29 protein-coding genes and 1 pseudogene are annotated in these 26381 nt (G+C 63.6%); 12 read left to right on the top strand and 18 right to left on the bottom strand.

The window, feature by feature from the left end; all coding sequences use genetic code 11:
- Window positions 1–19 precede the first annotated feature (19 nt).
- The 5 genes from LB557_RS23400 to LB557_RS23420 all read right to left on the bottom strand — a co-directional run bounded on the left by LB557_RS23400 (window position 20) and on the right by LB557_RS23420 (window position 2678).
- Complete coding sequence (locus LB557_RS23400) at window positions 20–757, bottom strand: DUF72 domain-containing protein (protein WP_224642692.1); 738 nt, start codon at window positions 755–757, stop codon at window positions 20–22.
- Window positions 758–828: 71 nt separating this feature from the next.
- Window positions 829–1320 (bottom strand): SRPBCC domain-containing protein, encoded by a 492-nt coding sequence (locus LB557_RS23405; protein ID WP_140712227.1) that lies wholly within the window; start codon window positions 1318–1320, stop codon window positions 829–831.
- A 41-nt stretch (window positions 1321–1361) separates the two neighbouring features.
- Window positions 1362–1808: an SRPBCC family protein gene (locus LB557_RS23410; protein ID WP_140660427.1), complete on the bottom strand. Its 447-nt coding sequence runs from the start codon at window positions 1806–1808 to the stop codon at window positions 1362–1364.
- Window positions 1808–2125, bottom strand: a complete 318-nt coding sequence (locus tag LB557_RS23415) for an ArsR/SmtB family transcription factor (protein ID WP_140660426.1) — start codon at window positions 2123–2125, stop codon at window positions 1808–1810. The genes LB557_RS23410 and LB557_RS23415 overlap by 1 nt, the downstream gene beginning before the upstream one ends.
- A gap of 82 nt (window positions 2126–2207) precedes the next feature.
- Window positions 2208–2678 carry a GNAT family N-acetyltransferase gene (locus LB557_RS23420; RefSeq protein WP_224642693.1) on the bottom strand — a complete coding sequence of 157 codons (471 nt, stop codon included), beginning with the start codon at window positions 2676–2678 and terminating at the stop codon, window positions 2208–2210.
- 154 nt (window positions 2679–2832) lie between these two features.
- Between LB557_RS23420 and leuD the strand changes: the two genes are divergently transcribed.
- From leuD to LB557_RS31880, 3 genes and pseudogenes are all read left to right on the top strand, one after another.
- Entirely contained in the window at window positions 2833–3438 is a 606-nt protein-coding gene (gene leuD, locus LB557_RS23425) for a 3-isopropylmalate dehydratase small subunit (RefSeq protein WP_015314976.1), read from the top strand.
- A 50-nt stretch (window positions 3439–3488) separates the two neighbouring features.
- Window positions 3489–4424, top strand: coding sequence for a hypothetical protein (locus tag LB557_RS23430; RefSeq protein WP_224642694.1), 936 nt, complete (start codon window positions 3489–3491; stop codon window positions 4422–4424).
- Window positions 4425–4596: 172 nt separating this feature from the next.
- Window positions 4597–4839: pseudogene (locus LB557_RS31880) on the top strand (nuclear transport factor 2 family protein); the annotation flags it as partial.
- Window positions 4840–5040: 201 nt separating this feature from the next.
- Here LB557_RS31880 and LB557_RS23440 read toward each other — a convergent pair.
- On the bottom strand, window positions 5041–8400 hold the full coding sequence (locus LB557_RS23440) for a tetratricopeptide repeat protein (RefSeq protein WP_224642695.1): 3360 nt from the start codon (window positions 8398–8400) through the stop codon (window positions 5041–5043).
- A gap of 242 nt (window positions 8401–8642) precedes the next feature.
- Here LB557_RS23440 and LB557_RS23445 point away from each other — a divergent pair, with 242 nt between their 5' ends.
- From LB557_RS23445 to leuB, 3 genes are all read left to right on the top strand, one after another.
- Window positions 8643–9026, top strand: a complete 384-nt coding sequence (locus LB557_RS23445; protein WP_140618274.1) for a RidA family protein — start codon at window positions 8643–8645, stop codon at window positions 9024–9026.
- A gap of 13 nt (window positions 9027–9039) precedes the next feature.
- Window positions 9040–9390, top strand: coding sequence for a VOC family protein (locus tag LB557_RS23450; protein ID WP_140874527.1), 351 nt, complete (start codon window positions 9040–9042; stop codon window positions 9388–9390).
- A 184-nt stretch (window positions 9391–9574) separates the two neighbouring features.
- Window positions 9575–10678 (top strand): 3-isopropylmalate dehydrogenase, encoded by a 1104-nt coding sequence (leuB, locus tag LB557_RS23455; protein WP_140660421.1) that lies wholly within the window; start codon window positions 9575–9577, stop codon window positions 10676–10678.
- On the opposite strand, the gene LB557_RS23460 is transcribed toward leuB, so the two are convergent.
- The 4 genes from LB557_RS23460 to LB557_RS23475 all read right to left on the bottom strand — a co-directional run bounded on the left by LB557_RS23460 (window position 10679) and on the right by LB557_RS23475 (window position 14500).
- Complete coding sequence (locus LB557_RS23460; protein WP_140660420.1) at window positions 10679–11128, bottom strand: MarR family winged helix-turn-helix transcriptional regulator; 450 nt, start codon at window positions 11126–11128, stop codon at window positions 10679–10681. It lies immediately after the preceding gene.
- Window positions 11121–11549 (bottom strand): polyketide cyclase, encoded by a 429-nt coding sequence (locus LB557_RS23465; protein WP_015314969.1) that lies wholly within the window; start codon window positions 11547–11549, stop codon window positions 11121–11123. The genes LB557_RS23460 and LB557_RS23465 overlap by 8 nt, the downstream gene beginning before the upstream one ends.
- Before the next feature lie 135 nt (window positions 11550–11684).
- Window positions 11685–12416 (bottom strand): DUF805 domain-containing protein, encoded by a 732-nt coding sequence (locus tag LB557_RS23470; protein ID WP_224642696.1) that lies wholly within the window; start codon window positions 12414–12416, stop codon window positions 11685–11687.
- A 215-nt stretch (window positions 12417–12631) separates the two neighbouring features.
- On the bottom strand, window positions 12632–14500 hold the full coding sequence (locus LB557_RS23475; protein ID WP_224642697.1) for a DEAD/DEAH box helicase: 1869 nt from the start codon (window positions 14498–14500) through the stop codon (window positions 12632–12634).
- 457 nt (window positions 14501–14957) lie between these two features.
- Between LB557_RS23475 and LB557_RS23480 the strand changes: the two genes are divergently transcribed.
- Window positions 14958–15992 (top strand): aspartate-semialdehyde dehydrogenase, encoded by a 1035-nt coding sequence (locus LB557_RS23480; protein ID WP_023774477.1) that lies wholly within the window; start codon window positions 14958–14960, stop codon window positions 15990–15992.
- 212 nt (window positions 15993–16204) lie between these two features.
- Window positions 16205–16657, top strand: a complete 453-nt coding sequence (locus LB557_RS23485; RefSeq protein ID WP_140719681.1) for a GNAT family N-acetyltransferase — start codon at window positions 16205–16207, stop codon at window positions 16655–16657.
- A gap of 2 nt (window positions 16658–16659) precedes the next feature.
- On the opposite strand, the gene LB557_RS23490 is transcribed toward LB557_RS23485, so the two are convergent.
- Window positions 16660–17067: an ACT domain-containing protein gene (locus tag LB557_RS23490; protein WP_224642698.1), complete on the bottom strand. Its 408-nt coding sequence runs from the start codon at window positions 17065–17067 to the stop codon at window positions 16660–16662.
- A gap of 172 nt (window positions 17068–17239) precedes the next feature.
- Between LB557_RS23490 and LB557_RS23495 the strand changes: the two genes are divergently transcribed.
- From LB557_RS23495 to LB557_RS23505, 3 genes are all read left to right on the top strand, one after another.
- Complete coding sequence (locus LB557_RS23495) at window positions 17240–18145, top strand: bestrophin family protein (protein WP_140712213.1); 906 nt, start codon at window positions 17240–17242, stop codon at window positions 18143–18145.
- Window positions 18146–18249: 104 nt separating this feature from the next.
- Entirely contained in the window at window positions 18250–18660 is a 411-nt protein-coding gene (locus LB557_RS23500) for a DoxX family protein (protein ID WP_224642699.1), read from the top strand.
- A gap of 179 nt (window positions 18661–18839) precedes the next feature.
- Window positions 18840–19103 (top strand): YMGG-like glycine zipper-containing protein, encoded by a 264-nt coding sequence (locus LB557_RS23505; protein ID WP_015314961.1) that lies wholly within the window; start codon window positions 18840–18842, stop codon window positions 19101–19103.
- A 78-nt stretch (window positions 19104–19181) separates the two neighbouring features.
- Here the strand turns inward: LB557_RS23505 and rpsP are convergent, their stop codons facing one another.
- The 6 genes from rpsP to LB557_RS23535 form a co-directional block, all read right to left on the bottom strand.
- Complete coding sequence (gene rpsP / locus LB557_RS23510; protein WP_023774471.1) at window positions 19182–19583, bottom strand: 30S ribosomal protein S16; 402 nt, start codon at window positions 19581–19583, stop codon at window positions 19182–19184.
- 48 nt (window positions 19584–19631) lie between these two features.
- Window positions 19632–19958: a chorismate mutase gene (locus tag LB557_RS23515; protein ID WP_015314959.1), complete on the bottom strand. Its 327-nt coding sequence runs from the start codon at window positions 19956–19958 to the stop codon at window positions 19632–19634.
- A 7-nt stretch (window positions 19959–19965) separates the two neighbouring features.
- Window positions 19966–21525, bottom strand: a complete 1560-nt coding sequence (ffh, locus tag LB557_RS23520) for a signal recognition particle protein (RefSeq protein ID WP_224642700.1) — start codon at window positions 21523–21525, stop codon at window positions 19966–19968.
- 295 nt (window positions 21526–21820) lie between these two features.
- Window positions 21821–22777: a CPBP family intramembrane glutamic endopeptidase gene (locus LB557_RS23525; protein WP_224642702.1), complete on the bottom strand. Its 957-nt coding sequence runs from the start codon at window positions 22775–22777 to the stop codon at window positions 21821–21823.
- A gap of 178 nt (window positions 22778–22955) precedes the next feature.
- Window positions 22956–23555, bottom strand: a complete 600-nt coding sequence (locus LB557_RS23530) for a DUF1236 domain-containing protein (RefSeq protein ID WP_015314956.1) — start codon at window positions 23553–23555, stop codon at window positions 22956–22958.
- A 62-nt stretch (window positions 23556–23617) separates the two neighbouring features.
- Window positions 23618–24715 (bottom strand): putative zinc-binding metallopeptidase, encoded by a 1098-nt coding sequence (locus LB557_RS23535; protein WP_140618257.1) that lies wholly within the window; start codon window positions 24713–24715, stop codon window positions 23618–23620.
- 311 nt (window positions 24716–25026) lie between these two features.
- Here LB557_RS23535 and LB557_RS23540 point away from each other — a divergent pair, with 311 nt between their 5' ends.
- The gene (locus LB557_RS23540) at window positions 25027–25824 is read left to right on the top strand and encodes a lytic transglycosylase domain-containing protein (protein WP_140791627.1); all 798 of its coding nucleotides are present in this window, start codon (window positions 25027–25029) and stop codon (window positions 25822–25824) included.
- Window positions 25825–25873: 49 nt separating this feature from the next.
- Here the strand turns inward: LB557_RS23540 and LB557_RS23545 are convergent, their stop codons facing one another.
- Complete coding sequence (locus LB557_RS23545; protein WP_411909928.1) at window positions 25874–26341, bottom strand: hypothetical protein; 468 nt, start codon at window positions 26339–26341, stop codon at window positions 25874–25876.
- Window positions 26342–26381 lie beyond the last annotated feature (40 nt).

The following is a 26381-nucleotide window of genomic DNA, read 5'->3' on the forward strand; positions in this document are numbered from 1 at the left end:
CTGCGCTCCTTGCTTCGCCCTAGAATGACGAAGTCTGGGCGTCAACCTTGAGCGCGTTGCCCAGCGCATTGCCTCCGGCCGTATTGTCGAAGATTCCCCAGACCTCGGCACCCGAAGCGGCGGCGGCCTCGACTTGCCGGCTGAACCGGTCGAGGCTGTCGGCATCGTAGTCGGAATAGTAGACGCGCGGCGCGCCATGCCAGCGGAAATAGGCGAGGCCGGGCCAGCCGCCCGGCCTCGCCGCAGGTGGCACCGGAGCGGGATCGGCGGCAACGCGCGCGATCCGGCGATCGGCCAGAAGCGCTTCAGCCTCTGCTTCGAACCAGCTGGGATGGCGCGGCTCGCAGACCAGCCTAGTTTCGGTTCGGGTGCCCACCATGTCGAAGAAATCGCTCGCGACATCGGGCTCGAAGGACAGGCTGGGCGGCAGCTGCACCAGAAGCACGCTCAGCTTTCCACCGAGACCTTCGACCTCCTGGAGAAAGCTTTGCAAAATTTCGTTGCAGTCCACGAGACGGCGCTCATGGGTGATCGCCTTCGGCATCTTGACGGCGAAGCGGAAGTGCTGCGGCACGGCGTGTGCCCAGCGTTCGTAAGTCTCGCGACGGTGCGGCTTGTAGAAGGACGTGTCGATCTCGACGATCGGAAAGTGCCGGGCGTAGCGTTCGAGATGCGATCCGGGTTGCGGGAAATTATTCTTGTATCGTGTCGGAATGCCCCAGCCAGCCGTGCCTATGAAACATGCCTGTTTTCCCATGCATGGGATGTGGACCAGAACAGGCGTGGGTCAAGGCGTGCGGAGGGGCGTGACGTCGCTCCGCACGCCGATCAGGCCGCAGCCAGCCTTCCAGCCTCGACATGCGCCTGCAGCCAGGCCAGCACCCGGGCCCAGTCCTCGGCATGTTCAGCCGCCGCCTCTTGCCGCCCGCCAAAGCCGCCATGGCAGATGGTGACGCGCGTGCCGTCGGCGATAGGCTCCAGCAGCCAGGCGACCCTGGTTTGCCGCCGGCCAAGCGTGGGATGGTCCCAGCCATGGGCCCACGTCTGCACGATCCGGCGCGGTGTTTCGATTTCGAGGAATTCGCCGCCGGCCGGCAGGTCCCTACCGCCGGCCGTGCGCACGACAACAGTCCAGCGGCCGCCGACGCGAAGGTCGGCCGACCAGTCGACCATCCGGTAGGTATCGGCTGACCCCCACCATTGCTCGGCTTCCTTGCCGACCAGCGCCTTGAAGACGCGTTCGGGAGGCGCGCCGATCTCGGCCGATGCCATGATCGTCTCGCCATTGGTCATGCTCCGCACCCTGAGAGCGTGCATCATCGATGCCTCCACGTGAAATTTGTTCCGCTAGCGAAACGAGTTCAAGCTTTCGATGGCGGACGCTCGAATCCCTTGCCGGTCTCGAGCAGGCTCTTCAGGCTGGCCAGCACCAGCGGCCAGCCTTTGGCGACATTGCCGATCAGCCTGTGCGGGCCGTCCGCCTCATGGGTGACGGCAAGTTTCATCAGCTCGCCGTCGGGCTCGATGGTGAAGGTGCAGCGCGTGTAGCCGTCTTGCCTGATCTCGGGCATCCATTCATTGCGCCATTTGATGACCAGGCGTCGTGGCGGGTCGATCTCGAGAATCTCGCCACTGTCGGCGACACGGCCGTCCGGGAAGATCAGCTTCCAGCTGGAGCCCACTTTCCAATCGCTCTCCTGATAGGAGCAGAGGAAAAACTGCCGGTTGAACTCCGGGTCGGTCAACGCCTCCCAGAGTTTCTCCGGCGTGGTGCGGATATAGGTCACGTAAACGAAGCTGTTGCTCATCAGTCTTCCCTTTCGAGGCGTTTCTTCAGATCACTCAATGCATCAAGCCGGTGGCGCTCGAATTTGCCGATCCAGCGTTCGGCGATCTCATTGATCGGAACCGGGTTGAGGTAGTGCTCCTTCCCTCGGCCCCGGCGGATGGTGGTGACGAGGTTCGCCTCTTCCAGGATCGCCAGGTGCTTGGTCACCGCCTGGCGGGTCATGGCCATCTCCGCGCACAGCGCATTGAGCGTCTGTCCGTTCCTGGCATGCAGGCTGTCCAGCAATTGCCGGCGTGTCGGGTCGGCCAGGGCGCGAAAGACGGCATCCATGCTCATGGCTTTAATATGCAACCATTTGGTTGCATGTCAAGCGACAAGGTCGCTCACCGTTGACGATGGATGGATCACAGAGGAAAAGTCAGCGCTGGCGGGAGATCCAGAAGGCGTCGGGCATGCGCTTCATGCCGATGCGTTCATAGAATCCGACAGCGTCGGGCATGGAAATCAGGCTGATGGCGACCGACGGTCCGAGCTGCCGGGCCACCTCGTCCATCAGTCCCTTGCCGATGCCCAGGCCTTGCGCCTTGGCCGAGACGGCAAGATCGCTGATGTAGCAGACCCAGGAAAAGTCGGTCAGGCAGCGGGCAACGCCAATCAGCGGCCTGCCTCCCATGTCGAGACCGGCCATGTCGAGACCGGCCCTGTCGAGACGGGGCATGTCGAGACGGGCGGTCACGATCAGGCTGGCGCCCTCCAGCATCGCCTTCAGCCTTGCCTCGTCATCGACGGGCCGGACTTCGCCGAGACCGGATTCCACCAGCACGCGGCGGAATTCGGGAATGCCGAGCGCCAGTTCGCGCGCATAGAGAACGTGGGAGTTTTCCACCATTGGACCAGACTGCACCATCGGGCGGTGAATTCGAAGCTGTTTTGCACAGCGCCCTTGTGCCGGCGCGCACGAACAGTTGCCTTTTATTTGCCCGCGGCTTTGTGTAAACCGAGCCTCAGCAAATCCCCCCGCAACGAAAACACGGGCCAAAGCCATGGAAAAATTCACCAAGCTCACCGGCGTCGCCGCTCCCATGCCGATCGTCAATGTCGACACCGACATGATCATCCCGAAGGATTATCTCAAGACGATCAAGCGCACCGGGCTTGGCACCGGCCTCTTCGCCGAGATGCGCTACAAGGACGACGGTTCGGAAAATCCGGATTTCGTGCTCAACAAGCCCGCTTACCGCAAGGCGCAGATCCTGGTTGCCGGCGACAATTTCGGCTGCGGCTCGAGCAGGGAACACGCGCCATGGGCGCTGCTCGATTTCGGCATACGCTGCGTCATCTCGACCTCGTTCGCCGACATCTTCTACAACAACTGCTTCAAGAACGGCGTGCTGCCGATCACCGTCAGCCCCGAGGACCTGGAGAAGCTGATGGACGACGCATCGCGCGGCTCCAACGCCACCCTGTCGGTCGATCTCGAAGCCAAGGAAATCCGTGGCCCGGACGGCGGCGTGGTCACCTTCGACCTCGACGACTTCAAGCGGCACTGCCTGCTCAATGGGCTCGACGATATCGGCCTGACCATGGAAAAGGCAGGCGCCATCGCCTCGTTCGAGAAGAAGAACGCCGAACTGCGCCCCTGGGCCTGAGCGGCCGCCAGGACCGGCCCTTTCCGGGCCGGGTCGAGGGAGGGACAGTCATGAGACATCAGCTTCTTGCCGGCTTTTGCGGGCTGGCCTTGTTGCTGGCGCTCGCCGCGAGCGTGCTCGCGCAGACCCAGACGCCCGCAGCGCAAAAGGCGCCGGCGGTGGAAAAGCCGGCCACCGATCATGATGCGGGAGCCAACGCCGCCGACGCCGCCGATGACGACAAACAGGCGCCGGTGCCGTTCGAAGGCGGCCACCTCACCATCACGCAGCCGGAGCAGGACGGCGAGAAGGTGCTTGCTTATGACGGTAAGCAGCTGGCCAGCAATTACGATCTCTTCTTCGACAAGATTGTGGAGGTTGGTGGCATCAAGGTGGCCCTGTTCGATGTTGGCGATGGCGGCAATCAATGCGGCCCGGCGACGGTGATCGTCTGGAGGCCAGAAGGCGGCGCCATCCAGAGCACCAAGGTCGAGCAGGACGAGTGCGGAGCGCCGCCCGCGGGAGTGTCCGACAACGCCATCTATTTCGTGCCCTATCTCCTGCCGGGGGACCAGAAGCCGGCCCTGCAGTGGTCGCCGACGGATGGGCTGACGATTTCGGGCAATCTCACCTACATGCCGGAACCCGGCACCGACTGGAAAGACATCGATCCGGAAAAGTACCAGAACATCATCGACGCCTTCCACAATGAGGCTGTCTACAAGGAAGCCGAAAAGCTGCTCGGCAAGGACATGCCCGATATGGCGACCAGCCTGCTGGTCGGCGGCGGCACGGAAAAGACCGCGACCGGCGCCTTCTTCGCCAGCGGCTGCGTGCCGCATGATTGCGGCGGCAATGACGGCTTCATGGCTGTCGACCCGGCCAAGCACCAGCTCTATTTCGCCCGCCGCGGCGACAATGGCCAACCGAACGCCTGGCCGGCGCTGGCGACATGGCCGGCCGATGTGAAGGAAGCGCTGGACAAGGCGCTGGGGTCGGCGAACTAGCGCTGTCGCCAAGCGCGACGGTCTTCCGTCGCCATTTCCCGACGGAGGCTACGATGCAGAATCAGCGACAAGTGACAGCAGCCGGGCTGCTTCTCGGTGGCGGCTTGCTGACACCGACCCTCGCCCGGGCGGCTGCTCGGCTCAACCACTGGCGGGACGGTTCGCGGCGACATTGAGCGCGGGCGATATCGACGCCTTCTCCGAACTGTTCGCCGACACCTATGTGAATCATCAACAGAGCGCCGCGGCACCGCCGCCGGCCAATGTCAGTCCGAAACAGGCGACGGTCGCTTTCTTCAAGGCGCGGCTGACGGCAATGCCGGATCTCAAAGTCGTCACGGAAGTCGTGGTCGCCGACAAGGACCATGTGGCCGCGAGCTTCGTCTACAGCGGCACACAAGGTGTCTATTTCGGTGTCGCACCGACCGGCCGGACGCTGCACTTCACCTCCTGCGACATTTTTTCGGGTGGAAGACGGTCGCATCATCGGCATTGGGCATGGGTGATATCGCAGGCGTCCTGGCGCAACTGCGAGCCTGATTCATCACCGGCTCACCATTGTGAGCCCGCCATCGGACCAGTCGGACCGACCTCCATGCAACTCCGACGGACAAGCTTATTTCGCTTCGAGGCTGAGCGCTTTCTTGCGGTCGGCCTCGGCGCGTTTGTGGTTTCCCTTGGCTTCCCATGCTTGGCTTCGCGCTTGATAAGCGGCAGCGAAATTCGGCTTCATCCTTATTGCTTGGTTCAGATCGGCAATGGCGCCATCATAGTTCGATTGGCGAACGCCGATCGCTCCTCGGCCGAAGTAACCGAAAACGTTATTGCGATCGAGGCTGAGCACAGTCTCGAAATCGGCAAGTGCTGCTGCGTCTTCTCGCCGGGCCATTCGGAACATGCCTCGACCAGCATAGCTCCTGGCGTTCGTTGGATCAAGACGGACGGCTTTGTCGTAATCCGCCACCGCTCCGTCATAATCCCCTTGATATTTGAGGTTGCGGCCGCGATCGCCATAGGTCTCGCCAATGTCGGGGTTGATCGCGATCGCAAGGCTGAAATCGGCAATGGCCTGAGCATAATCGCCCTTTATCTCCCAAAGGAAGGCGCGGGCCACATATGCGTCCCGGAATGCAGGGAACAGGAGGATTGCCTTGCCATACTGCGCGATGGCGCCGTCATAGTCATTTTCGTTATCCAGCACCCCTCCCTGCTCGAAAGCCACTCTGGCTGCAGGTGGAATAGTGTAGCCACGATCGGTCAAAGCCTTTAGATTCTTCGGCTCAGGCCCAACGGCACCCGATGCAGCAGCGTCTTTTGCCTTCGCGGCCAGAGCCGTAATGCGCTCGGTCACATAGCTGACATTGTAAGGATTGAATTTTATCGCCTGATCGAAATCGGCAATGGCGCCCTCATAGTCATTCATGTCGACTCGTGCCATGCCGCGCCCGAAGTAACTGGCTGCATTTTTTGGGTCGATCTTAATCGCCACTGAGTAGGCCGCGATCGCCCGCTCGGCGTCGCCCCTGGCGCTCCAAGCCGACGCGGAACAGACAAATGCGTCGCTCGCTTCCGGGTCAATCTTGGCGGCCTGGCTACAATCCGCCAAGGCTCCGTCGACATCGCCCGACATGGTCTTGGCGATGCCCCGGAAGATCCACGCCGACTCTAAGTTTGGGAGGAGATCGATCACCCGATCATAGTCGGCGATCGCTCGACTGTAGTTGCGTTTTGCGGCCCAGGCCTTGCCGCGACCGAAATAGGCGAACGGGCTATTGGGGTCGAGGGCGATCGCCTTCTCATATTGCCCGATGGCTTGCTCGTATTTTCCGGCACCCGAGAAAGTGTCGCCGTTCTGCACTGTGCTCAGGACGCCCGGGCGAGCCGCCTCAGCCAGCTCCGTTATCTTTGACGCGGACAGCTTTTCGGTTGGCTTTGCTTTACCCTGGCTGAGTTGCCGGGCCAGGATTTCAACCCCGGCCGCGACGGAGGGCTTCGGCTGTTCCACCCTCGGTGGAGTCGACCGCATGCTTTCGCCGCTAGCAACCTGCTCGTCGCAAGCTCCTGCCCATTTCGGATCGAGTTCGACCGCGTGACGGCAATCCGCCGATGCCCCGGCCTTGTCCCCGTTCGTCGCCCTCGCTCGCCCTCGCGCCAGATAGGCTTCAGCATTGTCGGGATCGAGGCGGATCGCAGTGGCAAGATCGATGAGCGCGCTGCCGGCGCTATATTCCGCGAGACGCGCCTTGGCGCGCTCGATCAGGACTTTCGCAGCTGCCGGGTTCCTGGTCCCTCCCGCAGCCGACTCGGCTGGTTCGGCCGACGCATGGTCGTTGCAGGAACCCGTTCGCCTGGGGTCGAGATCAACGGCGCGCCGGCAGTCCTTGGCGGCGACGGCGTCGTTCCCTCGCGATGCCTCGGCGATCGAGCGGTTGTAGAAGGCGTCGGCATTGTAGGGGTCGCGTTCGATTGCAAAATTGAACGAGTCTATCGCGTCATTGAGATTTCCACGCGCCTGTTGCTCCAGGCCCCGCTTGAGCGTCCAGGCCACGATCTCGGAATGATCCACCTTCTTGGGGTATGGCTGAAACGGCTCATACGTTGGAGGCTCGGCAGGCTTCGCCGCTTGCATCGCGGCTGGGTTGGAGGTGTCGGCGGTCTCGGGACCCTGATTGTCCTCCGTGTCTGGTGCCTGCAGTACGGGTTGCCCCTTCGCCCTGCGCTTGTCGAGCTGGACGCGAAGCCTTTCGTTGCGGTAACCCACGTTGGCCGGATCGAGCGCGATTGCCTTATCCAGATCGGCGAGTGCCTTGTTGGGATCGCTCGTCTCCCAGACAATCGCCCTCTCAAAATACGGTTTTGGATCGTCGGCACTGATGGAAATCGCTTTGTCGAGGTCGGCAAAAGCCTCCTTTGAATTGCCGATTCGAGCCATAGTCATCCCGCGCACGCGATAAGCCTCGGCGTTGGCCGGGTTGCGGCGGACGGCTTCATTCAGATCGGTGAGCGCGCGGGTATAATTCTTCTTTAAGCCCCAGCTCTTGGCGCGATTGAAGTAGAAAGCGGAACTTGTTGGATTGAGCCGGATAGCCTCGTCGAATGCAGCGATGGCGCGGGTATGGTCGCCCTTTTCCTGCCACCCCACTCCAATCGCATTTTGAGCAGAAGCGGGGTTTGAGCCGGGGCCGCCGTCGCGCGGGTCGCCGAGAGCTTTCGCGATCAGGTGGCTGCAAGCGCGTCCTTTGCTCACGTCGACGCCAGCTATGTACTTGCAGTCGGCTTCAGCGCGCTTGCGCTCGCCCTTCGCGATCCACGAGCGGACGCGGTCTTGATAAGGCGCGACCGGGTCGGTACGGACGCTCTCCGCTTTGTCATAGTCGGCTTGGGACCGCGCCGCGTCGCCCTTGTCTTCCCATTGGACACCGCGCACGCCATAGGCGATCTCGTTGGCGGGGTCGATGTCGATCGCCTTGTCGCACTCGGCAATAGCGCGATCATGCTCGCCTCCTTTGCCGAGTGCCCTGGCGCGATAGGCGTAGAGGTTGGCGTCGTTCGGCGTGAGCGCGATCGCGCCCGTATAGTCCGCCACGGCTCGGTCGAAGTCCCCCTTGCTCTCCCAGGCAATGGCGCGGTTGGTAAAAGCGCGCACGTAAGTCGGATCGAGCGCTATCACCTCATTCATGTCAGCGATGACATGGTCGATATCATTCTTTTGCGTATAGGCAAGGCCACGCCAGAAATAGGCATTCACGCGCAGATCGGGTATCTCGCTGCTGTCCTCGGCGATGGGCGTGCAGGCGGCGATCTGCTGGTCGGCGCCAACCTTGCCGTCGCTGAAACAGGTGGCGTAATCCATGCCCGCGCCAAGCGCCGTAGAGCCAAGCCCGGCCTGGGCCGCCATCGCTGTCAAGACTACCACCGGCACGCGCGAAAACCGTACCACGAAGGCGCGAGCGAGCGCGACGGTGCGGCTTGACATAATGATTCCTCCCCCCGGAGTGACCGCGTCTGCTCTCGCGGATACATATATAGTTCTCTTTTTGTTCCTGAATGCAAGCAGAAATTGTGGCGGCGGTTGACTTTGCCGATTTCCCTTTGTGGCGTCCGGGCACAAGCTGGCCCGTCGAGGCCACAGTTTCTGCACCGCCGATCCATCCGCATTGGCCCATGGCAGGATCGGTTTTTCCCCGCAGACTAGCTGCAACAATGCGAGGCTCCCCCATGCGCAAGCTCATCTCAACCGGCTCGCCGTTCGAAAAGACCGCCGGCTATTCACGCGCCGTGGTGCAGGGCGACTGGTGCTTCGTGTCCGGGACGACCGGCTACGATTACGCCACCATGACGATGCCGGACAGTGTCGAGGCGCAGACGCGCAATTGCCTGGCGACGATCGGCAAGGCGTTGCAGGACGGCGGCTTCGAGATATCCGACGTGGTGCGCGCGCACTACTACATCACCGACCAGGCCTTCGTGGATGTCGTCTTCCCGATCCTTGGCGAGACATTCGGCGACATCAGGCCGGCGGCGACGATGATCGTCTGCCAGCTCAACAAGCCGGAAATGAAGATCGAGATCGAGGTGACGGCGCTGCGGCGTACCATGTGAGGAGACTTCCGCCATGAAGGTCCGGCGTATCGTGGCCAATATCGAAACGCCGGACGTGGCCGCGGCGAACCGTTTCTACCACGACGTGCTTGGCCTCGACATCCTGATGGATCAGGGCTGGATCGTAACCTACGGTTCCGAGGACATGATGCAGCTGCAGGTCAGCTTCATGACGCAAGGCGGGTCCGGTACGCCGGTGCCGGATCTGTCGATCGAGGTGGACGATGTCGATGCGGCATTCGAAGCCATGAAGGGCGCCGGCTTCGCCGTCGAATACGGGCCCGCCGATGAACCCTGGGGCGTGCGGCGCTTCTATGTGCGCGATCCGCTGGGCCGGCTGGTCAACATTCTCTCGCACCGGTGAGCGCATCTTCCGTGGCCACTAACTTGGACATGCCGGCGGGACAGCGGCGACAGGTCCTTCGTCCTCCCCTTGCGCTGCAACCGCTTGGCGTTTAGCAAGGCCGCGTCGCACAGCGCCGCGCGCCTCTTTGGCGCGCGAAGGACGCCGTGCAAACCGAAACGCATTCTTTCTGGGACGGCTCACCATGGCAACGAAGCATCTTTTCCTGCTCCCCGGCGACGGCATCGGCCCCGAGGCGATGGCCGAGGTCAAGAAGCTGATCTCGGCCATGAACGCAAAGCTCGGCAGTGGCTTCGTCACCGACGAGGGCCTGGTCGGCGGCTGCGCTCACGATGCGCACGGCGCGGCGATCTCCGACGCCGACATGGAAAAGGCGATGGCTGCGGACGCGGTGCTGTTCGGCGCCGTCGGCGGCCCGAAATGGGATGCCGTGCCTTACGAGGTGCGCCCCGAAGCCGGCCTGCTGCGCCTGCGCAAGGACATGGAGCTGTTCGCCAATCTCAGGCCCGCCATCTGCTATCCGGCGCTGGCCGCGTCGTCCTCGCTGAAGCAGGAAGTCGTCGAAGGCCTCGACATCCTCATCGTGCGTGAGCTGACCGGCGGCGTCTATTTCGGCGAGCCCAAGCAGATCATCGATCTCGGCAACGGCCAGAAGCGCGGCATCGACACCCAGGTCTACGACACGTTCGAGATCGAGCGCATTTCGGGCGTCGCTTTCGAGCTCGCGCGGACCCGCAAGAACCATGTCACTTCGATGGAAAAGCGCAACGTCATGAAGTCGGGCGTGCTGTGGAACGAGGTCGTCACCCAGACCCACAAGGCACGCTATTCCGACGTCAAGCTCGACCACATGCTGGCCGATGCCGGCGGCATGCAGCTGGTGCGCTGGCCAAAGCAGTTCGACGTCATCGTCACCGACAATCTGTTCGGCGACATGCTGTCCGACATCGCCGCCATGCTGACCGGCTCGATCGGCATGCTGCCGTCGGCCTCGCTCGGCGCGCCTGACGCCAAGACCAAGAAGCGCAAGGCGCTGTACGAGCCGGTGCACGGCTCGGCACCCGACATTGCCGGCAAGGGCATCGCCAACCCGATCGCCATGATCGCCTCCTTCGCCATGTGCCTGCGCTATTCCTTTGGCATGGTCGACGAAGCCGACAAGCTTGAAGGCGCTATCGCCGCCGTGCTCGACCAGGGCCTGCGCACCAAGGATATTTTCTCACCCGGCATGACCGAGGTCGGCACGGTCGAAATGGGCGACGCGATCATCGCCAAGTTCCTGGGATAATCAGCGGATCTCGCCGGCAAGCTGCCGCAGCAGACCGACGAGCCGCGCCTCGTCCACCGGCTCGAAAAACGCTGAGTCGGCGGCCTCGACGGCGACGATCGCTTGCTGGGCGGCCGCCGCCCCGGCGGCGGTGACGCGGATCACCTTGGCCCGGGAGTCCCGGGAATCGGCTTCGCGTGCGATCAAACCCTTGGCCTCCAGCCGGGCGACGACGTCAGAGGTCATCTTCACCTCCGTGCCGGCCTGGGCGGCGAGCTGCACCTGGTTGGGCGGTTCGCCATTGCGGCCAAGCCACATCGCCGAGGCGAGCAGCACGAACTGGACATGCGTCAGGTCGAGCGGCGCCAGCGCCGCCGTCATGAGGCGCTGCCAGCGCATGGTGGTTCGCCAGAGCAGCAAGCCGGGGCTCTCCGATGGCCCGCCCTTGAAGCGCGTGTCGAGTTCAGCCATGGTTCGCCAACGCCTCCGCCTGCTCGAACAACTTGGCCATCGACACGTCGAAATCGCCACTGATCTGGGGCCCGAGTTCCGGGCCGACCTCGGCGGCCGAAGGACCTGAGATATCGAGCCGGTGCGTCACCTGCGTGCCGCCTTCGACAGGCACCAGAGTGTGCCGGAACAGCAGCTTGGTGTCGCCGAACGAAGTTTCATCGGCATAGGTCACGTTTTCGACGAGATCGACGATGGTCGATTCGAACGTGTCCTGACCGACCGGCGTCACCGAGACGCGGGTGCCCTTGGCGAATGGCCCATGCAGCACGAAGGTATCGGAGCCTTCATAAGTCAGGCGGCCTTCATGCAAGGCCTTGAGCGCATTCCAGATGGCTTGCGCAGGAAGGGGGGAAGTCGCGGTGTATTCATTGGTCCACATCGTCTTGCTCCATTCACCTATTTAGTCTGCACACAGACTATCTGTGCGCGGATTAAATTGCAAGCGGAATCTTCGTCTGTGACGAAGATCGGCTGAACCGTCGTTTTTGGAGTGACCTTTCTCGGGAACTGACCGCTAAACCCTGACTCCAGCAGGCACCGGTCCCCACTGGTTTTCACGCGCCTGGGTCGGGATCAGCGCGAAGACCAGGATGATCAGGCTGCCGATGCTGGGGATCAGGATCACCAGATAGAGCCAGCCCGACAGGCCGATATCGTGCAGCCGGCGCACGGTCATGCCGAGGCCGGGCAGGAGCGTCGCCAGGAGGAAGGTGCCGCAGAGGCCGACCGTCACCACCGCCGAGACATCTGTGTCGAAATTGCCCATTTCGATATCGGTGAAGATGCCGATGCCGCCGACGATCAGCAGGCAGACCACCCAAAACAGGCAATAGCCCCAATATTCCTTGCGGCGGGCGCGGCCGGCGAAGTTGAAGTAGTTCTGCGTCAGTCCACGCCAGAAATAGCCCCAGAGATCACTGGGTTCGGCGGTTGCGCTCTCGCTGGATCGGCCGAAATGCTGCGCCTGCGGTGCGCGGGCTGTGGATGCGGTGCCGGCTTGGGCCGGTGCCGCATCTATGCCTGCGCCAACCGTCGAGTTCACGGCCGGGCCTGCGGTGGTTTGGCCAGCGATCGAAAAGACGTCGCGCGCCTGGCCGCCGCCCGGCTGGAACTCGACCGCCGTCCCGTTGGGCATGGCGGTTTGCCGGCGCAGGTTCTCGCGGGTGAAAGTGTAGCTGCTGCCGTCGGCTCCGGTGATGAAGCCGAAGCCCTGGTCCTCGTCATAGTGAAGCACTTCACCGCGCATCCGCCCGCCCCTTGTAGCCCGTTCCCTGCCAAGATGTGGCACAGGCCCAAGCCCATGGGCAAGCCGCCCATAGCTATGACAGCCAAGCGTTCCGATGCCTGCCGCGCGTCCCTGGCCGGGCACATCGCCAGACAGCACCGGCCGACACTGGCGTCGGCAAGCTGGGCGGCGATCATCCGGGCCGGCCTGAAGCAGAGCGCGGCCAGTCTGGATTCCTACGAAGGCCGCTTCTTCGTCTTCTTGTTTTTTGGCGGACCGGCGTTGTCGAATTTCGGCTTGCCCGGCTTCTTCGCCCACGGCTTTGCCTCATGCGTGGTGGCCGGACGATGGTCGACTGAAGCCGGTGCACGCTTCTCGAATTTGCGCTTCGGCGCGTTCGGGTCGAACGGCGCCTTGCCGCGATGCGGCTTCTTGTCCGGGCTCGGCGGCTGATAGCCGGCCCGCGACAGGTCCGGCGTGCCGTCCAGCCGCTTGACCACGATGTTGCCCTGCAATTTGCGGTCGGGACCGATCGCGGCGAGAAAGCGCTCCGCCCAGTCGGCGGCGATCTGCACGAACGTCTCTTCCGGCTGCATCTTGATGGCGCCGATCTCGCGCTTGGAAATGCTGCCGGCACGACACAGCATCGGGATCAGCCAGCGCGGCTCGGCATTCTGCCGGCGCCCCACCGACAGCGAGAACCAGACGCTGGCGCTGAAATCGTCGCGGCGGCTCGGTGCCTCGTCGCGAGGGCTGAATTTTTCGCCCGCCGCTCTTTCACGCGATGGCGTGAAAGGCGCGACGTCCATGAGATCCTCGGGCGCCGAGCGGCTGGCGCGGCATTGGCGCACGAAAGCGGCCGCCACCTGTTCGGCGCCATGCCGGCTAAGAAGCGCATCGATGAACTCGCGCTCGTCATCCTTGACCGGTTCGTCGAAAGCCGGGTCGGCAAGAATGCGCTCGTCGTCGCGCCGCATCACGTCGTCGGCCGAGGGCGGGCTCGCCCAGGTCGCCGTCAGCTTGGCGCTTTGCAGCAGCCGCTCGGTGCGCCTGCGGGCGCTGTTAGGCACGATCAACGCGCTGACGCCCTTGCGCCCGGCACGTCCCGTGCGGCCGCTTCGGTGCAGCAGCGTTTCGGGATTGGTCGGCAGGTCGGCGTGGATCACCAGCTCGAGATTGGGCAGGTCGATGCCGCGCGCCGCGACGTCGGTGGCGATGCAGACTTTCGCGCGGCCGTCGCGCATCGCCTGCAGCGCGTGGCTGCGTTCGTTCTGGCTGAGTTCACCCGAGAGCGCCACGACGGAAAAATTGCGGTTGTTGAAGCGTGCGGTCAGATGGTTGACGGCGGCGCGCGTGTTGCAGAACACCAGCGCGTTCTTGGCCTCATAGAAGCGCAGCACGTTGATGATGGCGTTCTCGCGGTCGGCCTGGGCTACATTCAGCGCCCGATACTCGATGTCGAGATGCTGCTTTTCCTCGCCGGCGGCCGAGATGCGCACGGCATCGCGCTGATAGCCCTGTGCGAGCGTGGCGATGGAGCGCGGCACGGTGGCCGAGAACATCAGCGTCCGGCGCTCGGCCGGTGCGGCATCGAGGATGAATTCGAGGTCCTCGCGAAAGCCGAGGTCGAGCATCTCGTCGGCCTCGTCGAGAACCACGGCCTTCAGCGTCGACATGTCGAGCGAATGCCGCGTGATGTGGTCGCGCAGCCGGCCGGGCGTGCCGACGACGATGTGGGCGCCGCGCTCCAGCGCGCGCCGTTCGGTGCGCATGTCCATGCCGCCGACGCAGGACGCCACCGTGGCGCCGGTTGGCTCATAGAGCCATTCGAGCTCGCGCGTCACCTGCAGCGCCAGTTCGCGTGTCGGCGCCACCGCCAATGCCAGCGGCGCCGCTGCCGGGCCGAAACGTTCCGCGCCGTCGAGCAGCGTCGGCGCCATGGCAAGGCCGAAGGCGACGGTCTTGCCCGAGCCGGTCTGCGCCGACACCAGCGCGTCGGCCTGGCCGAGCTCCAGCACCGCCTTCTGCACCGGTGTCAGGTCGGAATAACCGCGTTTTTCCAGCGCTTGTGCCAGCGCGGGAACAATACCATCGAAATTGGACATCTCGTTCTTTCGGAATTCAGGGTTCTGCGCTCATCATGGAGCACATGCCGGGGGCTGGCGGCGCCAGCCAAACAATCTTGGCCGTTCGTACTTCCTGCCGCCCTTCTTGTACAGGGTGCCATGAAGGCTATGCGGCGTGCCGCCAATTGACTCCTGCCGCAAACCGCGTAAAAGCCCGCTTCGAACGGGATCGTTTTTCGATGCGCGGCCTTTTGATGGCTCTTCTTGCATTCGATGCCCCCAGCCTCAATGCGAATCATTGGGCCGGGCGCGTCGCTGCGTCGCCTCGTTCCGGCAAAACCCTATTCTTGGCCAGGAAAACCACCAAAAGCACCACCAAAACGGTGTGATTCCCTTGGCCTAACCACCCTCTCCCGGGTCCGGCCCGGGGGACGGAACCCGCACTTGGCCGGCGGGTTTTCTCCAAAAACCAAGCGGAGAGGGACAGGAGATTTTTATGAGTTTCAAGGTTGCGATAGTCGGCGCCACGGGCAATGTGGGCCGGGAAATGCTCAACATCCTGGAAGAGCGCGGCTTTCCAGTGAGCGAAGTCGTGGCGCTCGCCTCGCGGCGCAGCATGGGCACGGAAGTGTCGTTCGGCGACCGCACGCTGAAGGTCAGGCCGCTCGACCAGTATGATTTTTCCGACACTGACATCTGCATCATGTCGGCCGGCGGCAATGTCTCCAAGGAATGGTCGCCGAAGATCGGCAAGCAGGGCTGCGTCGTCATCGATAATTCGTCGGCCTTCCGTTACGACCAGGACGTGCCGCTGATCGTGCCCGAGGTTAACCCGGACGCGATCTCGCTGTTCACACGCAAGAACATCATCGCCAACCCGAATTGCTCGACGGCGCAGCTCGTCGTGGCGCTGAAGCCGCTGCATGATTTCGCCACCATCAAGCGCGTCGTCGTCGCCACCTACCAGTCGGTATCCGGCGCCGGCAAGGAAGGCATGGACGAGCTGTTCACGCAGACGCGTGCGGTGTTCGTCGCCGACAGCGTCGACGTCAAGAAGTTCACCAAGCGCATCGCCTTCAACGTCATCCCGCATATCGATGTCTTCCTCGATGACGGTTTTACCAAGGAAGAATGGAAGATGGTCGCCGAGACCAAGAAGATGCTCGACCCCAAGATCAAGCTGACGGCGACCTGCGTGCGCGTGCCGGTGTTCATCGGCCATTCGGAAGCGGTCAACATCGAGTTCGAGAAGCCGATCACCGCCGATGAGGCGCGCGACATCCTGCGTGATGCGCCGGGCTGCCAGGTCTTGGACAAGCGCGAGGATGGCGGCTACATCACGCCGCTGGAATCGGCCGGCGAGGACGCCACCTTCATCTCGCGCATCCGCGAGGATTCGACCATCGACAACGGCCTGTCGATGTGGATCGTCTCCGACAATCTGCGCAAGGGCGCGGCGCTGAACGCCGTGCAGATCGCCGAGCTCCTGGTCGAGCGCGGCCTTATCCAGCCGAAGAAGAAGGCGGCATAATCTTCGCTCACGGGCCGTATCGCCGCTGCCGCGGCTGGCCCTCCGCGAGGGCGCCGGACGACCGGCGGCCCGCCGTCGCGGGCTCGGCCTCCGGCCGTTAGCCCTCTTCTCCCCGTCACTATACGGGGAGAAGGTCCCGGCAGGGGGATGAGGGGCGGCGCTGGCCTGTCCATTTTCCTCGACCGACCGGCGGCAGTCACAGGCTTGTAATTATGACCGATAACATCAAAGTCGCTCCGCGCCCGGCCATCGGTTCCGACGCCGCTTCCATCGCCAAGGTCATGCGTGCGGCGCTTGCCTCGTTCGACTGGATGCCGGTCTTGCACACGCCGGAGCAGGACTTGTCTTTCATCCGAGATATCGTGTTGCCCAACCAGCAGGTGACGATCGCCGAGGCTGACAATGACATTATTGGCTTCATTTCGGTCAAAGGCGAATGGATCGAGCAGCTTTATCTTGATCCGGCCTGGACGGGCCAAGGAATTGGTAGCCGGCTAGTGGAAGAGGCTGCCGCCATCTTGCCGGTGGTCAAGTTATATTGCTTTCAGGCCAACAGCGGTGCCCGCCGCTTCTATGAACGCCACGGATTTCGCGCCGAAGCGTTCGGCGACGGTTCGACCAATGAGGAAGGATTGCCGGACATTCTTTACGTCCGAAGGCGCTGATTTCAGCCAGCGCTGTCCTTGGCGAGCTGATGCAGCACCGCCATCGCCTCCTCCGCCCGCCCAGCCGGCACGAACAGATGGTCGTGGTAAAAACCCGAGATCGGATTGACGCCCATGCCGGCGGCGGCGAGGCGCGCGGTGATGGCGGCGAGGAAGCCGACGGCTTCCAGCGATGAGTGGACGTTCAGCGTGATCATCCGGCAGCGGAACGAGGCGGTCAGCTCAGTGCTCCGGGCGGCTTCCTCCGTCACGATCAGCGTCGTGCCTTCGCGCTCCCGAAACGCCATGACCGGTTCGAGGCCTTCGGGCTGTGGAACGCCAGGCGCCAGCGTGGCGAAGACATAGATGCCATCGCGCAGTTCCGGCGTCATCGACGCCAACAGAGTGCTCAGATCGGTCTCGCCCGTCATTTTTTCTCGCCTGCATCGGGACGGCAGCAGCTTCTCAATATCCGCAAACAGCACACACCGGTAGTCGACACACGGACGACATGGCAATGTCGGCGGCGGCCGGGCTTGCATGACGGCCGCATCGCACAATACAGGAGCTGAGGGCCGACGCTGGTCCGTGAAAGGCTCCCGAATGATCGTTCGTCCGCGCCCCACCTTCCTGCAGCTGTTCTTCATCATGCGCGGTTCGGTGGTGCCACGCATCCTGCCGCAGATTTTCGGCTTCGCGATCTATTCGGTGGTCATCCTCGTCGTGGCGCGCCGGTTCCAGCTCGATCTCGGCGTCTTCAACATCACGCCTTTCGGACTGGTGGGCGTGACCTTGTCGATCTATCTGTCGTTTCGCAACAACGCCGCCTATGATCGCTGGTGGGAGGCGCGCAAACTGTGGGGCGCGCTGGTCTTCGAAATCCGCAATCTGGCCCGCGCCACGACAAGCCTCATTCCCGATCGGGCCGAGCAGCGCGCCCTGCTGATGGAAGCGCTGGCCTTCTGTCATTTTCTGCGCGGCCAGTTGCGCAAGATCGACAGCGTCAAGGAGGTCCATGCCTTCATCGAGGCTGAAGCCGGGACGGCCGCTAGTTTCGCCAATCCGGCGGACGAGATGGTCAGGCGCATGGGCCGCCGTGCCAATGCGCAGCGCCGGGCTGGCGACCTCGACACGATCGGTTTCCGCATTCTGGATGAGAGGCTGGCGTCAATCACCGCCATCCAGGCCGGCTGCGAGCGGATCGCCGGCACGCCCTTGCCCTTCGCCTACACGCTGCTGGTGCACCGCACGGCCTACATCGTGTGCCTGCTGCTGCCGATTGGCCTGATCTCGACCACCGGTTGGGCAACGCCATTGTTCACGGCGCTGATCGCCTACACCTTCTTCGGCCTCGACGCGCTTTCGGAAGAGCTCGAGGATCCGTTTGGCACCGAAGCCAACGACCTCGCGCTCGACGGCCTGTGCCGGGTCTGCGAAATCTCGGTGTTCGAGGCCTTGGGCGAGACGCCGCCAAAGATGCTGTCGGCCGAAAAGTTCTATCTTTCGTAACGCTGCATCGTCAAGAATCCGAACACTTGTCGGATCGACGCCTCATGGAACGTCCTTGGATCGACCCCACCGAAAAAGGGGCTGACCATCAGGAGGGACACCCAATGAGCATTTCTCAAACCGCGCCCGTCTCGGCTGGCGCCCTGTGGACCGGCCGGGCGCTCAGCGGCCTCATCGTCCTGTTCATGATCTTCGACGGCGCCATCAAGCTGCCGCCGCTCGACGTGGTCACCCAGACGATGGTGCCGCTTGGGTGGCCAGCCGATCCCAACGTCGCGCGCATGCTGGGCGTCATCGGCCTGGTCTCGACCGCGCTCTACGCGCTGCCGCGCACCTCCGTGCTCGGCGCCCTCCTGCTCACCGCCTATATGGGCGGCGCCATCGCCACCAATGCGCGCATCGGCAATCCGCTGTTCTCGCACATGCTGTTCGGCGTCTATCTCGGCATCATCCTATGGGGCGGCCTCTATCTGAGCGACCCCAGGGTTCGTGCGCTGATCCCGTTCAGCCGATAGCTGTTCCGAGCCAAGAACAGCGTCCACTTCGCCTGCACGTCATCGGGTGCCGATACCGCCGATGCGGTCTGTTTGGGCGAGCAGCGTCGCGATCTTCGTTCTCCTCGGGATCAAATTAGCCGTCTGAGAGTTAAGCACTTGGCGGCGAGACGGCGATCCGCGTGTGAGAGGAACGACAAATGAAGAAAATACTGACCATTCTGGTGCTGACGACGGCACTGGGTGCATGTTCGCAAACGGAAAAAGGGGCTGCCGTGGGCGGCCTGGGCGGTGCTGCGGTTGGCGCGGCCGTGGCCGGAGATCCGGTGCAGGGCGCTGTTGTCGGCGGTGCGGTCGGCGCCGTGGCCGGCGCGCTGATCGGCCATGCCAGCGAAAGCGGCCAATGCCGGTACCGCGATCGCCATGGTCGGGTCTATGTCGATCGCTGCCCAAGCGGTTATTGATCGACAGCATTCCAAACATGAACAGCAAAACGGCGGGCACAGGCCCGCCGTTTTGTTCCCGCAAGGAATAGGAAGCGATTACTCGGCGGTAGCGGCTTCCGCTTCGGCCGGTGCGGCAGCGGCCGAGGCGACGGCGGCAGCGGCGTCTTCCTGGGCCTTCTTCAGCAGGGCGGCGCGTTCCTGCGCCTTCTTGCCGGGCTCGGCCTTCTTCGGGTTGGAGCGGGCTTCGCGCTTGGCAAGGCCGGCCTCATCGAGGAAGCGCAGCACGCGGTCGGTCGGCTGGGCGCCATGCGACAGCCAATGCTTGACGCGGTCGGCGTCGACCTTGATGCGCTCGCCGTCCTTAGGCAGCAGCGGGTTCCACGAGCCGAGCGACTCGATGAACCGGCCGTCGCGGGGCGAACGGGCATCGGCGACGACGACGTGGTAGTAAGGACGCTTCTTCGAGCCCGCACGGGCCAGTCTGATCTTCAGTGCCATTTCTTTTCTCCTAAAAGCTCTGATTTCGTTTGATAAGTCAGGGTTTTTTCAACCCGTTTTCGTCACGCCGTTGGCAGCGGCGATCTGTTCGTGGTGCCGGATCACTTCGCGGACGACGAAGTTGAGGAATTTCTCCGCGAAATCCGGGTCGAGATGCGCGTCATGCGCCAGCTGGCGCAGGCGGGCGATCTGCTGCTGCTCGCGCGCCGGGTCGGCCGGCGGCAGGCCATGCTCGGCCTTGAGCACGCCAACCGCCTTGGTGCAGCGGAAGCGCTCGGCCAGCATGTGGATGAGGGCCGCGTCGATGTTGTCGATCGACGCACGGTAGCCGGCCAGGATGGTGCGGGCGTCGGCCATGTCCTTTTCTTCGTTCATAGCGTCCTCACTTTTTCTTGCCGAGACCGGGCAGGCCGCCACCGCCGCCAAGGCCGGGAAGCTTCATGCCGCCGGGCAGGCCCTTCATGCCGCCGAGGCCGGCGGCCTGCGCCTGCTTCTGCAAGGCTTCGAGCTGCTTGGGGTCCATCTTCGACAGATCGGGCATGCCGCCCATGCCGCCGGGCATCATGCCGCCCCCCAAACCACCAAGGCCCATCTTGGAGGCGAGGCCGCCCATCATGCCGCGCATCAGGCCACCGCCTTTGCCCTTGCCGCCCATCGCCTTCATCATGTCGGCCATGCCGCGATGCATCTTCAGGAGCTTGTTGATCTCGGCGGCATCGGTGCCGGAGCCGGCGGCGATGCGCTTCTTGCGCGAGTGCTTTAGAATGTCGGGATTGGCGCGCTCGGCCTTGGTCATCGAGGAGATGATGGCGAGCTGGCGGCCGAACATCTTGTCGTCGAGCCCGGCGGCGGCCATCTGGTCCTTCATCTTGCCCATGCCGGGCATCATGCCCATGATGCCGCCCATGCCGCCCATCTTCGACATCTGCTGAAGCTGCTGGGCAAGGTCGTTCAGGTCGAACTTGCCCGACTGCATCTTCTTGGCCATCGCCGCCGCCTGCTCGGCGTCGATGTTCTCGGCGGCCTTTTCGACCAGGCTGACGATGTCGCCCATGCCCAGGATGCGGTCGGCGATGCGCTTGGGGTGGAATTCCTCCAGCCCGTCCATCTTTTCGCCGGTGCCGATCAGCTTGATCGGCTTGCCGGTGACGGCGCGCATCGAAAGCGCTGCACCGCCGCGGCCATCGCCGTCCATGCGGGTCAGCACAAGCCCGGTAATGCCGACGCGCTCGTCGAAGCTTTTCGCCAGGTTGACGGCGTCCTGACCGGTCAGCGAATCGGCGACCAGCAGGATCTCGTGCGGGCTCGACACCTTCTTGATGTCGGCCATCTCGACCATCAGCGGCTCGTCGATATGGGTGCGACCGGCGGTGTCGAGGATGACGACGTCATGGCCGCCGAGCTTGGCCGCCTGCACGGCGCGCTTGGCGATATCGACCGGGTTCTGGCCTGCGATAACAGGCAGCGTCGCCACCTTGACCTGCTCGCCGAGCTGGCGCAGCTGCTCCTGCGCGGCCGGACGCCGCGTGTCGAGCGAGGCCATCAGAACCTTCTTGTTCTGCCGCTCGGTCAGCCGCTTGGCGATCTTGGCCGACGTGGTGGTCTTGCCGGAGCCCTGCAGGCCGACCATCATGATGACGACCGGGGCCGGCGCGTTGAGGTCGATGGCGACACCCTCGGCGCCGAGCATGTCGACCAGCTCGTCATGGACGATCTTGACGACCATCTGTCCCGGCTTGATCGACTTCAGCACCGCGGCGCCGACGGCCTTCTCGCGCACCTTGTCGGTGAAGGACCGCACCACTTCCAACGCCACGTCGGCCTCGAGCAGCGCACGGCGCACCTCGCGCAGCGCTGCCGAGACATCCGCCTCCGACAGCGCGCCGCGGCCGGTCAGGCCGTTCAGGATGGAGCCAAGACGCTCCTGCAGCGATTCAAACATTCGTTTTCCTTTTCCCTGGCACCCGGATGGTGCCCGAGAGGTAATGCGTTCGCGCCCAGTCTCCAAGCAAAAGCCAGTCCAAGCAAAAGCCCAAAACCAAAAAGCACCCGGGGGCGCACAGCGCTGCCGGGTGTTGGCCTCCAGGATCTGTTTACAGCACTCGGCCTCAAAGAGGTTTCGGCATCCTGGTCGGCTTGCTCGGAGGAATACTCGTCGCGGAATTGGTGGGCTGTAGACAGGAAATCGGCGCGAGAGTCAAGGCAAGGCCGGTGTTGCGATGTTTTCCGGGCAGCGATCAGGCAGCACCCACGGCGTTTGGAACCTCGGCCGTGACCTTCAGCGGCGAGCGCGGATGCAGCAGCAAGACAATCGTCAGCAGGCTGCAGGCAATACCGATGACCGCAATGAGGATGGCATCCGATATCATCCAGCCCGGCCCTTCGAGCGGCTTTGCGGTGAACAAGGCGAAGGAATTGTAGCTCTCCTGATGCGAGATCAGCAGGAAGCCGGTGAGGTTGTTGCCAAGATGAGCTCCAAGGGCGGTCCCGAGATTGCCGGTGGCGTAGACCACAAGCGTCAGAAACAGCGCGAAGGCAGCGATCGACACCAGCACGCTGGCGTTGATGGCGGCCGACGAACCGCCGCTCCAGTGCAGCGAGGTGAACAGCAGGCCGGGCAGCAGCGCCCAGACGCACGGGCTTCTGAACCGATTGGCCAGGCCACGCAGCAGATAGCCGCGAAACAGCACCTCCTCCGACGACGTCTGCAGCAAGGTGAGCGTGGCGATTGGGATCGCGAACAGCAGCCATGACGACAGGCTGATCGGGCCGCGCGCGATGCCGGGCTGCAGCAGATAGAACAGGATTTCGGACAAGGCCGACGTGATCAGCACCGCGATCAGCCCCTTGAGGAAGTCCGGTCGCGCTACGCAGCGGCCGGCGCCAAGCAGCGCCGACAGCGGCTCGCCATGCACCCAGCGCATGGCGATCCACAGGCCGATCCAGATCCCCGCGAAAGAGGCGAGCGCGCACAGGATGCCGGCGGGCGAGGCGAGAAAACCTTCCATGCCGTATGGCGAAGTCGCCGCCCCCTGCCAGGCGAAGTAAACACGGGTGCCACCGAACAGCACGGCCGCGGTGGTGGCGGCCCAGAACAGGACGACGATCAGCGTTCCCAGCAACAGGCGCGGCAAGGTCGTCCTGGCGGTCGGCGTGTTGCGATAGCGCTCGAAGGCAGTGTCGTCGATCGTCACGCTTGTCCTCGATCCCAATCCATCGCTGCTTGATCCAGCTGATGGTTTCGGGAACCGGAATCGATATCAGCAGGAATACGCGCACTGCGATTGCCCCGGAACGCAGGCGCGGGCCAGCCTGCCGCGGTCGCCAATCCAGGTTTCGCCGGCGGCCGCTTCGGCGACCGCCGGCATCGCGTCAACGCACGACGTACATGATGCGCCGTGTCTGCGGATCGATCAGCGCCCGCTGGCCGTTCACATAGACATAGCGGTAGTTGTAGTCAGGAATTTCGCGCAGCTCGACCGTATCGGGCAGGGTCGCGCCGGTGACCACCTCGCCGTCGAGATAGACGGGGTCGAGGCGATGGGTGTCGACATAGGTCCGTACCGCGGCCGGCGGCGCTGGAAAGTCGCCAACCACCGGATCGCTGGAAATGATCGCACCGGTATAGTCGGTCGAATAGTTGCCGATGTCGTCCGGCGGCGAGACCACGGCAACGGCGGAGCGGCGCTGCGTCAGCACCACGCGGCTGCCGCCGAAATCGGCGGTGACGTAGTCGGAATAGACCCAGCCCTGGCCGCCAGCTTCGGCGATGGTGCACCATTTGCTGTTTTCGATGCAGCCGTTGAGCGTCGCCGACTGGCCTGCGGCGAGAACGCCAATGACAGGATATTGCGGGCCGGGACCGGCACGCACGTTGAGATCGGTGACTGCCGAGACAGCGGTATCGGCCAATGCCGCGCCCGACATTGCGGTCAGCATCCCGGCTATTGCGGGAAACAATAAGGATTTCATGGGTTCTCTCCGTTTCACAGTCCCTCGGCGGTGACAACGGGACAGCAGCGCATGCGTTCCGGCTAAAATGCGCGAGCCAACTCACGATTTGTTCCGGCCTCCATCGGCAAGCCGGTCAGAAGATCGTGTACGAACGCCAGTTTCCGCGCGGTCGCGTCCGAAATGACGAAGGGGTAGAGGTCGGGTAGGCCCATGCAGCGGTTGATCGAATTGGAGGCTTCCGACAGCACCAGCCAGCGGGCAAGGATCTTGTCGAAGGGCTCGGGTGTGTTGGCGGGCTCCGAGGGTGCTGCCTGCGGCTCGCCCCCGGTATCGCCCCGCGGCAGTTCGTTCGTCTCCACCGTCTCCAGCCGGCCGAGCGGGAAGTTCAGCGCATGGACCATCTCCAGCGTGTCGGTAATGTGCAGGTGGTGGGCCCAGGTCTCGGCCCAGTCCTCCCACGGATGCGAGGTGGCGTAGGCCGAGATGTGGTCTTGCTGCCAATCGGGCGCCGCGCCATTGGCGTAATAGGCCTTCAGCGCCTGTTCGTAGTCGGCACGCTCGTCGCCGAACAAGGCGCGGAACGCTTCCAGCCTTTGCGGATCGTCGCGGATCAGGCGGTCCCAGTAATAGTGGCCGAGCTCGTGGCGGAAATGGCCGAGCAGCGTGCGGTAATTCTCACCCATCTGGACGCGACGTTTTTCGCGCTCGGCTGAATCGGCTTCGGCGACGTTCAGCGTGATCAGGCCGTTGTCGTGACCAGTGAGAATCCGTTCGCCGCCCGGGCCGCCGCCGATCGGATCGGCGAGGAAGTCGAAGGCCAGCCCGATCTCGTCCGTCGGGCTCTGCTTGGGCGCCACCGGCAGGCCGAAGGCGAGCAGCGAATAGATGGCGCGCTTCTTCGCCGCCTCGACGCGAATCCAGCGGCGGCGATTGCCGTCGACCGAGAGATCGGGGATCAGCTGGTTCAGCACGCAGGCACGGCAGAAGACCTGTCCCGGCTCGGCCATCCAGTTGCAGGCGCATTCGTCGGCATTGGTGCACTGGATCGCGCCGTCGACGCCGGACAAGACAAAGCGCGCGCCCTCGGGATCATAGAGCACGAGACTGCTGCAGTTCAGGCACTGGGCATTCTCGAAATAGAGACGGTGGCCGCAATGCGGGCAGTCGAAAAGTTTCATCTCGGTCTCAATTCGTCAGAAGGGATGCATGATTCATCTGAAAGGGATGCATGGCGGCCCGTGCCCAAACGCGAACCACCGGCCGGTGTTCCGCGGTCCATCGCGACTATTTTGCTTCGCCGGTCCAGGCGCGCCTGCCCCGGTCCATGGGCGGCATCAGCGTCTTTCATGCCTGACACTCGCCATAATAATCACTTGATCGTAGGCAAATTCCCCGGCATTCGCCAGCATCGCGCCACAGACGGTGACAAATGCGCGTTTCGCTGGCAAATTCGCAAACGGGACGTGAATCAGGCAACCAGGAGAACAACATGGCATTTCGTGCCAAGGGTAGGATTTTAGCGGCGGCGGTGGTGGCGGTGCTGGGGCTGGCAACCGGCGCGCAAGCGGCGGCCAGCTGCGGCAAGACCGGCGCCGGCTTCGACGCCTGGAAACAGGACTTCGCCGCCGAGGCCAAGTCCGAAGGTGTCGGGTCGAGGGGTCTGGCTGCTCTGGCCGGCGCGACCTACGCAACAAGGACGATCTCCGCCGACCGCGCCATCCACAAGGCTTTCAGCGGCTCGGTGGACGATTTCATGAAACGCCGCGGCGGGTCGGCGATCATCTCCAAGGGCCGTTCGCTGAAGAAGTCGAACGCGGCGCTGTTCAACCAGATTGAAGCCAACTACGGCGTGTCGCCGGGCGTGCTGCTCGCCATCTGGGGCATGGAAACCGGCTTCGGTGCTTCCATGGGCAACCAGAACACAGTCTCCGCCATTGTGACGCTTGCCTATGATTGCCGCCGTCCGGATTACTTCCATCCGCACGCCATCGCGGCCCTGAAGCTGGTTGATCGAGGAGCGTTGACCGCCTCGTCGGTCGGCGCCATGCATGGCGAGATCGGCCACACGCAGTTCTTGCCCGGAAATGTCTTGAAGTATGCGGTCGGTAGCGGAAACCTGCGCGACAAGGCCACAGCTTTGGCCTCCACCGCCAACTTCCTCAAGGGTCACGGCTGGCGGGCTGGCGCCAGCGCGCAGTCGAATATGGGCGCGATCGCCGGCTGGAATTCGGCAAGCGTCTATCAGCAGGCCATCGCCCGCATCGCCACCGCGATCGACGCCGATTGATCGAACCGCACGGCCATTGAACGAAAAACCCGGCTCCGCGCCGGGTTTTTCATTTCACGTCGAGCGCATAGGAGCAGCCGGCCAGCGTCCTGCCGGGGTGGGACTCGACGGTCGAGACGTTGAGCGTGATGCGCGTGGCAAGGCTCACGCCGCCGGCATCCTCGCTGCTTTCGGCCATGACCTTCTCGCCGAGGAACTTGTCCGGCGTCGAGACCGTCGCCGGGACGTCGAGCTGGCGGGCGAGGTCCGGCGCTGCGATGCCATCAAGCACGGCCATCGGCCCTGTCGCGGTAAAGACGATCGTCGCGGTCTCGCGCCCGAAGACATGGACCGGGACCGGCAATCGATACTGCCGCAGGAAGGGATTGCCGGAAGCGACCTCCTTCCAGCCAAGGGTCTGCGCCGCGTCTGGCTCACCGCCCAGCCAGAGGGCAAGACCATTATACGCCGGCAGATCGGCCCTGCATTCGATGAGGGCGGCGAGGTCCAGGGAGGTGGGCGCGAAGTCCCCAGCCATGACCGGCGCCGCCAGAAAGAGCAGCGGCACCGGGCATCGA

The organism is Mesorhizobium sp. BR115XR7A, assembly GCF_020165315.1.
GTDB classification, from domain to species: Bacteria; Pseudomonadota; Alphaproteobacteria; order Rhizobiales; family Rhizobiaceae; genus Mesorhizobium; species Mesorhizobium australicum.